The organism is Microlunatus phosphovorus NM-1, assembly GCF_000270245.1.
In the GTDB taxonomy this organism is placed as follows: Bacteria; Actinomycetota; Actinomycetes; order Propionibacteriales; family Propionibacteriaceae; genus Microlunatus; species Microlunatus phosphovorus.
Genome location: NC_015635.1, coordinates 2,649,036 through 2,663,495, shown reverse-complemented (window position 1 = coordinate 2,663,495; position 14,460 = coordinate 2,649,036). Strand labels below are relative to the sequence as shown.

Annotated in this window: 13 protein-coding genes and 1 riboswitch; of the genes, 5 read left to right on the top strand and 8 right to left on the bottom strand. The window is 67.7% G+C overall.

What is annotated here, in order from left to right:
* Positions 1-29: 29 nt before the first annotated feature.
* Positions 30-299 carry a hypothetical protein gene (locus tag MLP_RS12055; RefSeq protein WP_156821131.1) on the bottom strand — a complete coding sequence of 90 codons (270 nt, stop codon included), beginning with the start codon at positions 297-299 and terminating at the stop codon, positions 30-32.
* A 155-nt stretch (positions 300-454) separates the two neighbouring features.
* Here MLP_RS12055 and MLP_RS12050 point away from each other — a divergent pair, with 155 nt between their 5' ends.
* From MLP_RS12050 to MLP_RS12040, 3 genes are read left to right on the top strand one after another with little or no spacing between them, the layout of a single operon-like run.
* Positions 455-1,633 (top strand): Gfo/Idh/MocA family protein, encoded by a 1,179-nt coding sequence (locus MLP_RS12050; protein ID WP_013863368.1) that lies wholly within the window; start codon positions 455-457, stop codon positions 1,631-1,633.
* A 42-nt stretch (positions 1,634-1,675) separates the two neighbouring features.
* Positions 1,676-2,293, top strand: a complete 618-nt coding sequence (locus MLP_RS12045; protein WP_083843799.1) for an RNA polymerase sigma factor — start codon at positions 1,676-1,678, stop codon at positions 2,291-2,293.
* On the top strand, positions 2,290-4,332 hold the full coding sequence (locus MLP_RS12040) for a beta-propeller domain-containing protein (RefSeq protein ID WP_013863366.1): 2,043 nt from the start codon (positions 2,290-2,292) through the stop codon (positions 4,330-4,332). The genes MLP_RS12045 and MLP_RS12040 overlap by 4 nt, the downstream gene beginning before the upstream one ends.
* 91 nt (positions 4,333-4,423) lie before the next feature.
* On the opposite strand, the gene MLP_RS12035 is transcribed toward MLP_RS12040, so the two are convergent.
* From MLP_RS12035 to MLP_RS12020, 4 genes are all read right to left on the bottom strand, one after another.
* Complete coding sequence (locus MLP_RS12035; RefSeq protein WP_013863365.1) at positions 4,424-5,125, bottom strand: metal-dependent transcriptional regulator; 702 nt, start codon at positions 5,123-5,125, stop codon at positions 4,424-4,426.
* Positions 5,126-5,210: 85 nt separating this feature from the next.
* Positions 5,211-6,083 carry a metal ABC transporter permease gene (locus MLP_RS12030; protein WP_013863364.1) on the bottom strand — a complete coding sequence of 291 codons (873 nt, stop codon included), beginning with the start codon at positions 6,081-6,083 and terminating at the stop codon, positions 5,211-5,213.
* Positions 6,080-6,838, bottom strand: a complete 759-nt coding sequence (locus MLP_RS12025) for a metal ABC transporter ATP-binding protein (protein ID WP_013863363.1) — start codon at positions 6,836-6,838, stop codon at positions 6,080-6,082. Before MLP_RS12025 ends, MLP_RS12030 begins: the two co-directional genes overlap by 4 nt.
* A complete protein-coding gene (locus MLP_RS12020; protein ID WP_013863362.1) occupies positions 6,835-7,761 on the bottom strand; it encodes a metal ABC transporter substrate-binding protein in 927 nt (308 codons plus the stop codon). Before MLP_RS12020 ends, MLP_RS12025 begins: the two co-directional genes overlap by 4 nt.
* Before the next feature lie 234 nt (positions 7,762-7,995).
* Here MLP_RS12020 and MLP_RS12015 point away from each other — a divergent pair, with 234 nt between their 5' ends.
* Positions 7,996-9,738: a SulP family inorganic anion transporter gene (locus MLP_RS12015; protein WP_013863361.1), complete on the top strand. Its 1,743-nt coding sequence runs from the start codon at positions 7,996-7,998 to the stop codon at positions 9,736-9,738.
* Between the two features lie 40 nt (positions 9,739-9,778).
* Here MLP_RS12015 and MLP_RS12010 read toward each other — a convergent pair whose 3' ends face one another.
* Positions 9,779-10,297, bottom strand: a complete 519-nt coding sequence (locus MLP_RS12010; RefSeq protein ID WP_013863360.1) for a hypothetical protein — start codon at positions 10,295-10,297, stop codon at positions 9,779-9,781.
* A gap of 169 nt (positions 10,298-10,466) precedes the next feature.
* On the opposite strand from MLP_RS12010, the gene MLP_RS12005 reads away from it, so the two are divergent.
* Entirely contained in the window at positions 10,467-11,330 is an 864-nt protein-coding gene (locus MLP_RS12005; protein ID WP_013863359.1) for an ATP-grasp domain-containing protein, read from the top strand.
* Positions 11,331-11,426: 96 nt separating this feature from the next.
* Here the strand turns inward: MLP_RS12005 and MLP_RS12000 are convergent, their stop codons facing one another.
* Both MLP_RS12000 and MLP_RS11995 read right to left on the bottom strand, forming a co-directional pair.
* On the bottom strand, positions 11,427-11,741 hold the full coding sequence (locus tag MLP_RS12000; RefSeq protein WP_013863358.1) for a DMT family transporter: 315 nt from the start codon (positions 11,739-11,741) through the stop codon (positions 11,427-11,429).
* A gap of 11 nt (positions 11,742-11,752) precedes the next feature.
* Positions 11,753-11,816: riboswitch (guanidine-III (ykkC-III) riboswitch) on the bottom strand.
* 343 nt (positions 11,817-12,159) lie between these two features.
* On the bottom strand, positions 12,160-14,415 hold the full coding sequence (locus tag MLP_RS11995) for an exo-beta-d-1,3/1,6-glucosidase (protein WP_013863357.1): 2,256 nt from the start codon (positions 14,413-14,415) through the stop codon (positions 12,160-12,162).
* Between the last annotated feature and the right edge of the window lie 45 nt (positions 14,416-14,460).

The following is a 14,460-nucleotide window of genomic DNA, read 5'->3' as shown; positions in this document are numbered from 1 at the left end:
GGAGTGATCTCGATCCGGAGGGCGCAGACTCACGCAACGCCAAGGCGGGCCGCGATGAATTCCTTGCCATCGCTCTTGAGGTCGACGACGCGGATCTTCAGCCGGTCACCGACCTTGACCCCGGTCCCCACGGAACCGGGGATGATGCCACGCATGCCCTGAGCCGTGACCACGATCAGGCCGCTGGTGACCTTGGTGACGACGGCCACCAGCACGTCGCCTGGCTTGAGTGCTGCCATCCGGATTTCCCCTCTCGGCTGTTCACCCGAGGCCAAACGTAGCGCCTGACGAGTTGCCACGCTCAGTCGACCTCGACCTCGACCTCGACGTCCAGGACGGGGTGGGGCAGCACGAGAATTCTCATGGCGCCAACTCTCCTCCTCAACCACCTGCTAGATTTTGTCCGGACATTAGGATCTTGAACGACTCGATGCTCGATGAGAGAGGCCTTACTGTGACCGCTTCTATTGCATCCCCCGAACGGCTCCGCGTCGGCGTCATCGGCTTCGGCTGGATGGGGCGAGTGCATGCGCGGGCGTACGCCAGGCTGGCCCAGCACTACCCAACGCTGGCCGGCGCCCCCGAACTGGTCGCGGTGGCCGACAATGCCTCCGACGACCGGCTGGCAGCAGCGGCTCAGGCGTTCGGCTTCCGCGACGTCCACGCCGACTGGCGCGAGCTGGTCGCCCGCGACGACATCGACGTGATCAGTGTGACCGGCCCCAACTTCATCCACCGTGATGTGTCGGTCGCGGTCGCCGAACACGGCAAGCACCTGTGGGTGGAGAAGCCGGCCGGCCGCAACAGCGCCGAGACCAGACAGATCGCCGCCGCGGTCACCGCACACGGCGTACAGTCCGCGGCCGGGTTCAACTATCGCAACGCGCCCGCCGTCGAGCGGGCCCGGCAGCTGATCGCCGATGGCGAGCTGGGCACCATCCGCCAGGTCCGGATTCGCCTGCTCGCCGACTACGCCGCCCATCCCGAGGGCGCGCTCACCTGGCGCTACCAGAACGAATGGTCCGGATCTGGCGTGGCCGGCGACCTGGTCAGCCACGGGATCGATCTGGCCCGCTACGTGGTCGGCGAGGTCGAGCAGGTCTTCGCCGACACCGCGATCTTCATCCCCACCCGGCCGCTCCCCTCCGGTGTGGCCACCGGCCACGGATCCCGGGGCTCCGGCGAGCACGGCCCGGTCGAGAACGAGGACTATCTGGCGGTGCTGCTCCGCTTCCAGGATGGCGCACGCGGCGTGCTGGAGTCCTGCCGAACCGCGATCGGCGAGCAGTGCAACTACGGCATCGAGATCCACGGCGACCGGGGCTCGCTCGCCTGGGACTTCCGCCGGATGGGCGAGCTGCAGACCAGCCTCGGGCAGGGGTACGAGAACGCGTTCTATCGGACCGAGTTCGTGGGCGTCGAATCCGGCGAGTTCGGTCACTACCAACCCGCCGGTGCCATCGCGATGAGCTACGACGACCTCAAGGTCATCGAGGCCGGCCGGCTGGTCCGCTCGATCCTCACCGGTGGCCCGGTCGGCGCGACCATCCACGACGCCGTGATCGCCGCGGACCTGGTCGACGCCATGCTGGAGTCGGTCGAGACAGGCACTTGGACCCGCACCACCGGCTGAGTCCCCGCCCTCGGCAAAGTCTGCCGAGATAATCGGGGCGTCATGTCAACCGAAGAGCCTCCTGGCGCGAGTGACTCAGTGATGGACAGCCAAGGAGCAGCGACGACGAGCGACGCTTCCGGATCAGCGCCGGGGCGGCCGCTACTGGCGGCCGTCCCCAACCCGGTCGAGGTGTCGGACGAGCCGCTCCTGTTCGACGACTTCTATCGCAATGAGCGCCGGCAGGTGCTCGGTCTGGCGTTCGTGCTCACCGGCAGCCTGTCGGTGGCCGAGGACGTCACCCAGGACGCGTTCACGGCCGCCTTCCGGCACTGGCGTACGGTCTCTGGCTGCGACTCACCCGGCGCCTGGGTGCGCCGAGTCGCCTGCAACCGTGCTGCGTCGGTGGTGCGGCGGCGACTGGTCGAGGCGAAAGCACTGGTCCGCCTGGCCAAACGGACCCAGACCACCATCGAACTCGATGAAGGCGACGAGGCGTTCTGGCAGGCCGTTCGTCGCCTGCCGCCGCGGCAGGCGCAGGCGGTCGCGCTCTACTACTTCGCCGACTACAGCGTGCGCGAGATCGCAGCAGTCCTGGACTGCAGCGAAGGCACCGTGAAGACCCACCTGAGCCGGGGCCGCGCTGCAGCCGCACGTCACTTGCGTCTGGAGGATTCATGACTGACTTTGACTCCCGAGCCCGGGAGGCTGCCGAGGCGGTACGCCGCCAGATCGATGAGCTTCCCGAGGATCACGAAGCGGGGATTCGCCGGGTCAAGAGATCACCTGCTCGGATCGCCGTCCCGGCCCTGGTCGCCGCGGCCGTGCTGATCAGCGCCGTGGCCATCGGGCTGCCCAGAGTCATCGGCAGTCTCCCGACCGGCGGCGGGAGCGCCGCATCCGGCGGATCAGAAGCGGGATCCGGTGGGGCGGGCGCGGCCGCCGCCTTGACCGGGGTGCTGACCCCGTTCGACACCTGTGACACGGCCCTGCGGTACTTCAAGGACCACGCTCCCGACTATCTGATCGAGCAGGCCAGCGGCGGAGGCCTGGTGTTGACCTCGGGCACGGCGAGGGACACGCCGGGAGCGGCGGAGGCTCGCGACTCGGCCGGGGCCGGCGAGTCCACGGCGGGTGGCGCGGAGTACTCGGAGACGAACATCCAAGAGGCCGGCGTCGACGAGCCCGACATCGTCAAGACCGACGGCCGCCGCATCGTGGCCGTTGCCCAGGGCCGCGTCCATCTGATCAGCACGGTGGGCGGCAAACTGACCCTGCGCAAGACCCTGCCCGGTGAGCTGGCGCAGAACGTGTTCCTGTCCGGCGACCGACTGCTGGTGTTCGGCGAGGCTCCGTCCACCAGGTCCGATTCGTGGATCACCCGGGCCACCGCGACCATCTACGACATCTCCGATCTCAGCGGACCCGAGCTGATCGCCACTTTGACCGTCGACGGCCGGGTGATCGACGCGCGCCTGGTCGGCACCCAGGTACGCATGGTGACCATCGCATCGCCGGACGTCGACATCCCGTCACCGACGTATCGACGCGACGGTCGCGTCTCCAAGAAGTCCGAGGAAGCACTGAGGTCCGCCGTGGCGCGCTCCACGATCGATGACTGGATCCCCTCGTATGTGCTGACGGACGGCCGAGGCGCCCAGGTCGGCAAAGGGCTGCTGGTCGCCTGCCCCGATCTGGCTCGGCCGGAGAAGTTCTCCGGCATCGACACCGTCGCGGTGTCCACGTTCGACATGGGCTCCGCCCTGCAGACCCGTCGCTCGGTCGGCGTGATCGCCGGCGGCGAGCAGATCTACGCGAGCAGCACCTCGACCTACGTCTCGACCACGGAGTGGAGTCGCGACGGCTCGCCGGCGACGACGAGCATCCACAAATTCGTCACCGCGCCGTCCGGCGCCAGCAGCTACACCGGATCGGGTGAGGTCCCAGGGACGCTGCTCAATCAGTACGCGATGTCGGAGTACGACGGCGTCCTGCGGGTCGCGAGCACTATCACCGAACGCCGCGGGTGGGTCGGCGCCCGTGAGGTGACCGAGGGCATGGTCACCACTCTGCAGGAGCGGGACGGTGCGCTGCGCCAGCTGGGACAGGTCGGCGGACTGGGCCGGCAAGACAACGAGTCGATCCGGGCGGTGCGGTTCATCGCCGACCGCGGGTACGTCGTCACGTTCCGGCAGACCGATCCGCTCTATGTCCTCGATCTCGGCGATCCCGCAGCGCCCAAGGTCTTGGGCGAGTTGAAGATCCCTGGCTACTCGGGCTACCTGCATCCGGTCGGCAAGAATCTGCTGCTCGGCGTCGGGCAGAGCGGCGGCACCGCCGGTGCTGGACCTGGTGTGCAGTTCTCCTTGTTCGACATCAGCAATGCGGCAGCTCCACGCCGGATCGCCGTGCAGACCTACGGTGCCGGGGAGGCGGCGGCCGAGTTCGACCCCAAGGCCTTCCTGTACTGGCAGCCGCGCAAGCTGGTCATCGCGCCGATCTACCTGTACGGAGAGGACAAGGCTGCGTTCAACGGTGTGGTGCTCCTGCGGGCGACCGGCAAGGGCCTCGACGAGCGCGGCAAGGTTTCCGTAGCCGAGAAGGACGGCATGGCCAACCGCTCCCTGGTCATCGGCGACGCCGTCTACCTGCTCTCCGATCAGGCGATCCAGTCCGCCGATCTGGACACGCTCCGGCCGATCGACCGGCTGGGCTTGTGAAGAGAGTGACGGAAAACCTCCTGCCGCACTCCCCGACTGGCGCGACACGCCGTGTCCGAACTGGATGAGAGAGTCAAATTCCCATCACGAACTAATCTGGCGGCTTCGGCCCCGCGGCCCCTGCCGGAAGACCCCTGGCAGTGATCGGTGTGACGCGGATGATGTGCGCTGTCGAGTTGGGAACGGTCAGGGAGTGATCGCCGCGGCGGATGGTGACGTGCTCGGGTTCGGCGGCGGATTCGACCATGACGAGTTGACCGATCGCGATGCCGGATTCGGTCAGCTGGCGGAGCAGGTTGGGGTCCTCGTCGCTGACCCGATCGATACGGATCCGGGTGCCGGCCGGCAGGGTGTCGAGCCGGACATCGGGTTGGTCGTCGAAGGCCCGGTCGGCGGCTGGGATCGGATCGCCGTGGGGGTCGACCCGGGGGTGTCCGAGCCGGGCGTCGAGCCGATCGATGAAGATGTCCGAGACCGCGTGTTCGAGAGTCTCGGCCTCGTCATGGACCTCGTCCCAGCTGTAGCCGAGGTAGTCGACAAGGAAGGTCTCGATCAGCCGATGCTTCCGGACCATGCCGAGGGCAACATGCTCGCCCTCGGGGGTCAGGCTGATCGCGCCGTAGCGGGCATGCGCGAGCAGCCCGCGCTCGGTGAGTTTGCGGACCGCCTCGGAAACCGAGGACGGGGCAAGACCGAGCTTGGCCGCCAGCAACCCGGTGGTGACCGGCTCGGTGGACCATTCTCCGGCGTTGAAGACCGCCTTGAGGTAGGTCTCGATGACTCTGGCCTCCATCAGCTTCCTCCCGTCAGATTCCTCTTGTCGGACTCGTCGTGTCAGACCTGGATTTCCAGCTCGCCGGGTGTCAGATTGCCGCTTGTCAGGCCCCGGTGGCCAGCGCGCCGGCTCGCCGCCGCTGCAGTCGGCGGCTGATCAGGCCGTGCCGCGGGCTGGCCAGGTAGACGCCGGCGAACATCAGGCCTTGCACGACCACGACGAGACCACCGGGCGAGGCGTCGAGCCAGTAGCTGAGGTAGATGCCGGCCACGGAGGCAAGTATGGCTGCGGCCGGCGCGATGATCAGCATCCGGCCGAACCGATCGGTGAGCAGCTGAGCAGTGGCACCGGGGATGATGAGCAGGGCGACGACCAGGACCACCCCGACCACCTGCAGCGCCACAACGGCAGTGAGCGCGAGCAGTCCCAACAGCAGGGCGCCGATCAGCCGGGGATTGAGCCCGATCGCGTACGCATGGGCGGGATCGAAGGCGTACAGGGTGAGATCACGACGCTTGATCAGCACCACGACGAACGCAACGGCCGCCAGGATCAAGACCTGCACCAGGTCGCTGGTCGACACCCCCAAGACATTGCCGAAGATGATGTGGTTGAGGTCGGTCTGGCTGGGTGTGATCGAGATCAGTACCAGACCGAACGCGAACAGCGTCGTGAACACGATCCCGATCGCGGCGTCCTCCTTGACCCGGCTGGTATCGCGGAGCACGCCGATCAACCCGACGGCAAGGAATCCGAAGACCAGGGCGCCGAGGGCGAACGGCGCTCCGACCACATACGCGAGCACCACACCGGGCAACACCGCGTGGGAGACCGCGTCCCCGATCAGCGACCAGCCGACCAGGACGAGCCAGCAGGACAGCAGCCCGCAGACGACGGCAGCGACCACGGTGGCGACCAAGGCGTTGATCATGAAGTCGTAGCGCAGCGGCTCCAGGATCCAGTCGAGCGGACTCATGCCGCGCCGCTGTGATCGGGCAACTCCAGCCCGAAGGCACGGGCCAACTGCTGCGGCTGAAGCGCGTCATGGACCGGTCCGTGGTAAACCACCCGCCGCAGCAGCAGGATCGCCTCGTCGGCCAGTTGCGGAAGGGCGTGCAGGTCGTGGGTCGAGACCAGCACGGTGTAGCCCTCCTCGGCCAGGCTACGGAGCAACGCCACGATGGTGGCCTCGGAGCGCTTGTCGACACCGGCGAACGGCTCGTCCAGCAGCAGGATGTGGGCGCCCTGGGCCAGCCCACGGGCCACGAAGGCGCGTCTGCGCTGGCCACCGGACAACTGCCCGATCTGGCGATGGGCGTACCCGCTCAGCTCCACCCGCTCCAGGGCGCGCTGGACGGCGACGTGATCGGTGGCCGTCGCACGGCGAGCAGGACCCATGGATCCGTAGCGGCCCATCATCACCACCTCGCCGACACTGATCGGGAACGTCCAGTCGACGGCCTCGCTCTGCGGCACGTAGCTCAGCTGCCCGCGACGGCGAGCGGTCGCGGGATCGGCGCCGTCCAGCAGGATCCGACCCTGGTCCAGCCGGATCATGCCCATGATCGACTTGAACAGGGTCGACTTGCCGGCACCGTTCATCCCGACCAGCCCGGTCACCCGGCCGGCGGGAACGCGCAGCGAGACTCCGTCCAGGGCGGTCACGTCACCGAAACGGACGGTGACATCGTCGACCTGGATCCCGGCGGTCCCCTGGCTCCCGGTGATCATTGCTCTCCCCCGGTCAGGCCCTTGATGATGAGGTCGGTGTCGTACCGGAGCAGATCCAGATACGTCGGGACCGGGCCGTCGGCCTCCGACAGCGAGTCCACGTAGAGCACCCCACCGAACGCCGCGCCGGTCGCCGCGACCACCTGCCGCATCGGCTTGTCCGACACCGTCGATTCACAGAACACCGCCGGGACCTGGGCGGTCCGAACGTCGTCGATGACCGCAGCGATCTGCTGCGGGGTGGCCTGCTGCTCGGCGTTGACCGGCCAGATATATCGCTCGGTCAGCCCGGCATCGCGAGCCAGGTAGGAGAACGCTCCCTCGCAGGTGACCAGTGCTCGCTTGGCCTCCGGCAACGCGGACAGCTCCGCCAGGAGCTTGTCGTGGACGGTCTGCAGTTGTGCCTGGTAGGCGCGTCCGTTCGCGGCGAATGCCTCCGCATGGTCGGGGTCCAGCTGACTGAACGCCGCAACGATGTTGTCGACATAGATCTTCACGTTCAACGGGCTCATCCACGCATGCGGGTTCGGCTTCCCGGCGTAGGCGTCCGAAGCGATATCCATGACCTCGACACCGTCCGACACCACCACATGGGGAACCTCGACGCGTTCGACGAACTGTGCGAACCACGACTCGAGATTCAACCCGTTGTCCAAGATCAGCGCCGCGTCCGCCGCCCGACGCACATCACCCGGCGTCGGCTCATACCCGTGGATCTCCGCACCCACCTTGGTCAGCGATTCCACCGCCACGTATTGCCCGCCCACGTTCCTCGCGATGTCGGCCAGCACCGTGAACGTCGTCAGCACCTTCGGCTTCGACCCCTGGCCGCCCGCGCCCGCCGACGTCGGCGAACAGCCGGCCAGCAGCACGACGAGGAGTGCTGACCAGAGGGCGAGTTGGATCCGAAGAGGTTTCGGCACACCGAAACCCTACGGTTTCGGTGTGCCGAAAACAACCGCGACCCGGCCGCCGCCTCACCCATCCGCCTCACCATTTATTCGTGATGGGAATTTGACTCTCCTCGGACCCTGAGCCGCGTGTCGCGCCGGGATCGGCGCGCGAGAGGAGGCTTTCCATCCGTGGCTGCGCGGCGCAGATTTCGTCACCCGTCGCGGGTGATCCGTCCGGCCGCCCGCTGTCCCTAGGCTGCGGACATGAGCGGGGACGACCGAGCTGCGCCGCCGAGCTGGCAGGCACTCGTGCCGGGCATCGCCGTGCTCCGGGGCTACCGACGCGAGTGGCTGGGCAAGGACATCGTGTCCGGACTGGTGCTCTCTGCACTGCTCGTCCCGCAAGGCATGGCGTACGCCGAACTGGCCAATCTGCCGCCGGTCACCGGGCTCTACACCTCGATCCTCTGCCTGATCGGCTACGCGATCTTCGGACCGTCGAAGGTGCTGGTGCTCGGTCCCGACTCGGCGCTGGGCTCGATGATCGCGGCCACCATCGTTCCCCTGCTGCTGGCCGACGGCGACCCGGCCCGGGCCATCGCGTTGTCCTCAGTGCTGGCGATCTTGGTCGGGGTGATCATGGTCGTCGCCGGCCTGGCCAAGTTCGGCTTCATCGCCGATCTGCTGTCCAAACCGACTCAGATCGGATACATGAACGGCCTGGCTCTGACAATCGTCATCAGTCAGCTGCCGAAGCTGCTCGGCTTCTCCATCGACGCCGAGGGTCTGCTGCGGGAAGTGGGGGCGGTCCTGACCGGCATCGTCCAGGATGCCGCGAACGTCACCGCCGCGATCATCGGGCTGGCCTCGCTCGCGGGCATCCTGCTGCTGAACCGGCTGCTGCCCAAGCTGCCCAGCGTGCTGATCGTGGTCGTGCTCACCGCGATCGCGGTCAACATCTTCGATCTCGGCGGGCGTGGCGTCGACACGATCGGCGTGCTGCCCCAGGGCTTTCCACCGTTCACCCTGCCGATCGTGCGCTGGTCCGACCTCCCCGTGCTGATGCTGGGTGCCGTCGCCATCGCCGTGGTCGCGCTGGCCGACACGATGTCGACGGCATCGGCGTTCGCCGCCCGTCGGGGCGAACGGGTCCAGGGCAACCAGGAGATGGTCGGCATCGGAGCCGCCAACATCGCCGCCGGCTTCTTCCAGGGCTTTCCGGTCAGTACCAGTGGCTCGCGGACCGCCGTCGCCGAGCAGGCGGGGTCGCGTTCCCAGGTCACCGGTCTGGTCGGTGCGGCGGTGATCACCGTGCTGCTCGTGTTCGCGACGTCGCTGATGCAGTACGTGCCGCAACCGACGCTGGGCGCGATCGTCATCGCGGCTGCGTTCTCCCTGGCCGACCTGCCTGCGACCCGACGCCTGTGGCAGCAGCGCCGGATGGAGTTCGCGCTGTCGGTGATCGCCTTGCTGGGGGTGGCCTTCCTCGGGGTGCTGCCCGGCATTGTGATCGCGGTCGCGCTGTCGATCCTCAACGTGTTCCGGCGCACCTGGTGGCCGTATCAGGCCGAGCTCGGCAAGACACCGGACCGGGCCGGTCTGCACGACCTGACGCGATATCCGAACGCAGCCGTGCTGCCGGGGCTGATCGTCTACCGCTTCGACGCTCCGTTGATCTTCGCCAACGCGCGGATGTTCTCCGAGGCGATCCGGGGCCTGCACGACCGATCATGCGACCTGCGCTGGATCGTGATCGCCGCCGAGCCGGTCACCGATGTCGACACGACAGCCGCCGACATGCTCGAGGAGTTGGACGCCTGGCTGAACGAGCGGTCCGTGTCGCTGGTCTTCGCCGAGCTCAAGGACCCGGTCAGGGAGAAGATCGAACGCTACGGGCTGACCCGGACGATCGATCCTGCGCACTTCTTCCCCACCCTCGACGCCGCGCTCGAGCAGTACGTCCGGGAGACCGGTGCGACCTGGCGCCGAACGGAGCCGGACACATGATCGTTCCAGCCGTGCTGGTCACAGGTGGACTCGAGCCGGATCAGTGCAGCAGGTACTTGAGCAGGATCACCAGCATGCCGAAGCTACCCGCGATCAACGACTCCGCGACCAGCATCCAACCGCGCACCCCGGCAAGATAGGCGGCACCGGCCCCGGCCAACACCAGCAGGCCGACGGTGAACCACAAGGCGATCTGAGCGGCGGTCTGGACGTCGGCACCGAGGAACTTGGCCCCGAGGAAGACGAGGATCGGCGGTAGCGCCCCGGCCAGCAGATCACGGGAATGTCCCATGGCAGGCACGATTCGCCGGTGCATCGGTTGTTCGAGATCGCGGAGCCGGCCACCGACCGCGTCGACATAGACGTGGGCCAGCCAGTAGATCGCGGTCACCAGCGCCGTCGCCGCGGCGACGTGGGCGCTGTCTGCGGCATGCGCGCTGGACACGGCCAGCACCGACCCTGCCACGATCGCTCCATAGAGCAGGTTGGGTGCGTTGTGGGGCAGCAGCGCGCGGCGGACCCGTTCCGGTCTCGAACTCGGGCCGCGGTCTTGATCCACCGGCTCAGTCTAGTGCCGTGTCTCCTAGTCAGCACGCCAGTCAGCGGCGTCTGGATGCGTGCATCACCAGGCCGACGAGGATCGGTTCAGTTCTCATCCTGGTGACTCTGGTAGGCCACCCGGGGACTTCGATGGAGGTGTCCGCGTTACGAGGAGCTAGGGTCAAGCCGTGCGCCATCGCAACACGCCCCGGGTGGCACTGGCGACCTACCGCGCACTCCCCCACCTGGATTCCGACGGCCAACGGATCCTCGCTGGCCTGTGCGCTCGCGGTCTCGATGCCGAGGCGTGCGTCTGGGACGATCCGGACATCAGTTGGACAGATTTCGACCTCGTGCTGTTGCGCAGCGTGTGGGACTACCACCATCGTTGGGACCAGTTCGCTGGTTGGCTGGCTCACGTTCCAACGCTGATCAACAGTCGTTCCGTGGTCGAGTGGAACGCCGACAAGCGCTACCTGCGAGACCTCGCCCAGCTGGGGGTGCCAGTGGTCCCGACGATCTACCTATCCCCCGACGCCGAGCCCGATCTCAGCCGGCTCGGTCCGCTGGATGACGTGGTGGTCAAGCCCGCGATAAGCGCCAGTGCGCAGGACACCTACCGCTGCACGACTGGCACCGCTGTCGCGGCCGCCATGCGGCGGATCACCAGCTCAGGCCGGACGGCGCTGGTCCAGCCATACCTGGCAGGAGTCGACACGTTGGGCGAGATCTCCCTGGTCTTCCTAGCCGGGAGTTTCTCGCACGCGTTCCGCCGGGCACCGCGGCTCCGCCTCGACCACGAGCACGCGCTGCCGAATCGCACCGAACCGACCGTTGCCTCCGGTGCCGAACTCGATCTCGCCCACCGCGCCCTCGTTGCCGCACCCGAGCCGGTGAGCTACGCGCGGGTGGACCTGCTGCCCGACGCAGACGGCAATCCGGTGCTGTCCGAGCTCGAACTCATCGAGCCGGGCCTGCGCCTCGACCTCGCGCCACCCGAAGCGGTTGATCGGCTGGTCAGCGCCATCGAGAGGCAATCCCGACAGCGCTGACCGGCTGGCAGTGCCGGTGTGACCGACGATCGATTCAGGCTGCGGCGGCGTCTTCCGCGGCCCGGATACGTCGATCGGGCCGCTCATCGGTTGACCTCAGTGGAGCAGTTTGAGCCCGATCACGCAGCCAACGATCCCGGCCAGCAGCAAGACCTTGAGCACTGAGGCAGTCTCATCGCCGGTGATCATGGCGTAGGTGACGGTCAGCGCGGCCCCGATGCCAACCCAGACGGCGTACGCGGTGCCGACCGGCAAGGTCCGCATCGCATAGCCGAGACCGACCATGCTGAAGCCAAGAGCGATGAAGAAGATGATGGTCGGCACCAGCCGACTGAAGCCCTCGGATTTGCCGAGAGCCGTCGCCCAGACGGCCTCCAGCATTCCGGCGAGCACGAGCACGAACCAGGCCACGACAGACTCCTCGAAGGCCGTCTTGTCGCTCGCCGGGTACAGCTCCCTCGTCCGGGGTCCAGCACCTGGACCACTGTCCATGGTGCCCTGAAAAACTCTTCCGCGGGCGCCGCTGAGCGGTGATCTTGGTCTCCACCCGCGTCGGTGCCTCGCCGCACACGCCGCCTCGACTCGACGAGTTGAGACCCGTCCCGCGGTCGGGCAACGATGGAGATGGGTTTGGGAGAATCTGGCATTGGGTAGGACCGGAAGCGGTCTCGATCGGGAGCTGGATGAGGCCTGCGTTGGGCCGTCGGCGCGGCAGGAGGGGCGCAGTGATGAGCGCGTCCACCGGGGGGCGCCGCAGAGTCGGCGGCCCAACGCCTAGATCCGTGGATGAATGGCTAGAAGTGAGGGTCGCTCACCTGGATCTTCCTGGTCAGCCGGTGATCCGGAACCGAGCCCGGAGCAGGTCCCGCGAGTTCGGACCAACACAGAAGTCGAACTCCCCTGGCTCCACCATTCGGCGCAGATCCGGGGTGACCAGGGTGCACGCAGCGGCCGGCAGTTCGAGTCCGACGGTGACCGTCTCGCCCGGAGCCACTGTGACCCGGCGGAAGCCCTTGAGCTCCTTCTCCGCCCAGGTGACGCTGCTGACCAGGTCACTGACGTAGATCTGCACGGTCTCGGTCGCCGGCCGGTCACCGGTGTTGGTCAAGCTCACCTGGGCGCGAATCACCTCGTCGGCTCCCAGTTCCGGAGTCGACACGACGAGGTCGGAGTAGTCGACATTGGTGTACGACAGGCCCTCGCCGAAGACGAACAGCGGCTCCTGGGTGAGGTCGGCGTACCGATCGCCGTGCTGGCCGCGGATCTGGTTGTAGTAGACCGGCAGCTGGCCTGCGTGCCGGGCGAAGGTGATCGGCAGCCGGCCGGACGGCTCGATCTGGCCGAGCACCAGTTCGGCGATGGCCCGCCCGCCCTTCATGCCGGGGTTGAACGCCTCGATGATCGCCGCCGCCTCGAACGCCGAGTCGGGCAACGTCGAAGGCTTGCCCTGGACCAACACCAGCACTACCGGAGTGTCGGTCGCGACAAGAGCCTCGAGCAAGGCGATCTGGCCGCCCTGCAGCTCCAACGTCGCCGTCGAGCAGCCCTCGCCGGTCAACGCGACCGTGTCCCCCAGCACCACGACGGCGACGTCGGACGAGGAGGCCAGCGCCGACGCCTCGGCGAGGTGCTCGGGATCGGCCGGCGGGGAGGCGAAGATCCAGGGGCGGGGCTGCCCGTCCGGCAGTGTGTCGCCGGCCGGATCCGGCACCAGGGACTCGATCTCGCAGCCGCGCGCGTACCCGACCTCCCAGCCCTCACCGGCGTCGGCGCAGACCGCGCGGAAGCCGTCGAGGACGGTCTCCACCAGTTCCCGCGGATGTCCGTCCGGCATCCAGTCGACCTGTCCGGAGTTGCCGGCCCAGTCTCCGAGCATCGCCTGCGGGTCGTCGGCATTGGGACCGATCACCGCGATCTTCCGGGGGCGGTCATCCAGCGGCAGCGTGCCGTCGTTGCGGAGCAGCACCAGTGAAGCCCGCGCCAACTCCAGGTTGGCCGCGGTGTGCTCGGCACAGCCGATCACCTCCTGCTGGCGCTCGGCCGACGGCGGCCGCGGGTTCTCGAACAGCCCGAGATCGAATTTGAGCCGCAAGATCCGGCGTACGGCAGCGTCGATGTCCGCCTCGTCGAGTCGACCGTCGGCAACCGCCTCTTGCGCGCCCTCGAAGAACTGCGGGGTGGTCATCACCAGGTCGTTGCCGGCCTTGACCGCTACGGCCGCCGCCTCGGCGTGGTCTGCGCAGACCTTCTGCTCCCAGACCATCCGGCCGACGTTGTCCCAGTCGGTGATCAACGTGCCGGTGAAACCCCATTCGCCCTTGAGCACCTCGTTCAGCAGCCAGTCGTTCTGGGTGATCGGCACCCCATCCATCGACTGGTAGCCGAGCATGAACGTACGGCAGCCTTCCCGGGCAGCCCGCTCGAATGGCGGCAGGAACCAGGAGATCAGCTTCCGCCGGCTGAGGTCGGCCTCGCTGGCGTCCCGCCCGCCCTGGGTCTCGGAATAGCCGGCGAAGTGCTTGGCACAGGCCAGGATGCCGGTCGGATCGTCCAGCCCCTCACCTTGATAGCCGCGGACCATGGCCATGGCGAACTCGCCGATCAGGTACGGGTCCTCGCCGAACGTCTCGTCGACCCGACCCCAGCGCAGATCCCGGCCGATGCAGAGCACCGGTGAGAACGTCCAGTGGATGCCGGTCGCGGCCACCTCGATCGCGGTCACCCGGGCAGCCCGCTCGATCAGCTCGGTGTCCCAGGAGCAGGCCATCGCCAGCTGGCTGCCGAAGATCGTCGCGCCGGGCCAGAACGAATGCCCGTGGATGCAGTCGTCGGCGGTCAGCAGCGGGATCCCGAGCCGGGTCTGGGTCTGCAGATCGATGGCCTCCAACACCCGAGCCGGCGAGGCGTGCAGGATCGAGCCGACGTGCTTGTCCTGGATCAGGTCGACCACGCCGGCGCGGGCATCCAGCTGCAGCATCTGACCGACCTTCTCCGCCAACGTCATCCGGCTGAGCAGATCCTCGACCCGCTCCTCCGCCGGCAGTGACGAGTCCTGATATGGCGCCTGATCGGTGGGGAGGGTCACGGGTTCCTTCTCTCACTGGGTCTCAATGGATCGACCGGCCGGCCC

Bases quoted from the DNA above. Each gene is read 5' to 3' on its own strand.
- MLP_RS12045 (WP_083843799.1), top strand. From the start codon at position 1,676: ATGTCAACCGAAGAGCCTCCTGGCGCGAGTGACTCAGTGATGGACAGC.
- MLP_RS12040 (WP_013863366.1), top strand. From the start codon at position 2,290: ATGACTGACTTTGACTCCCGAGCCCGGGAGGCTGCCGAGGCGGTACGC.
- MLP_RS12035 (WP_013863365.1), bottom strand. From the start codon at position 5,125: ATGGAGGCCAGAGTCATCGAGACCTACCTCAAGGCGGTCTTCAACGCC.
- MLP_RS12030 (WP_013863364.1), bottom strand. From the start codon at position 6,083: ATGAGTCCGCTCGACTGGATCCTGGAGCCGCTGCGCTACGACTTCATG.
- MLP_RS12025 (WP_013863363.1), bottom strand. From the start codon at position 6,838: ATGATCACCGGGAGCCAGGGGACCGCCGGGATCCAGGTCGACGATGTC.
- MLP_RS12015 (WP_013863361.1), top strand. From the start codon at position 7,996: ATGAGCGGGGACGACCGAGCTGCGCCGCCGAGCTGGCAGGCACTCGTG.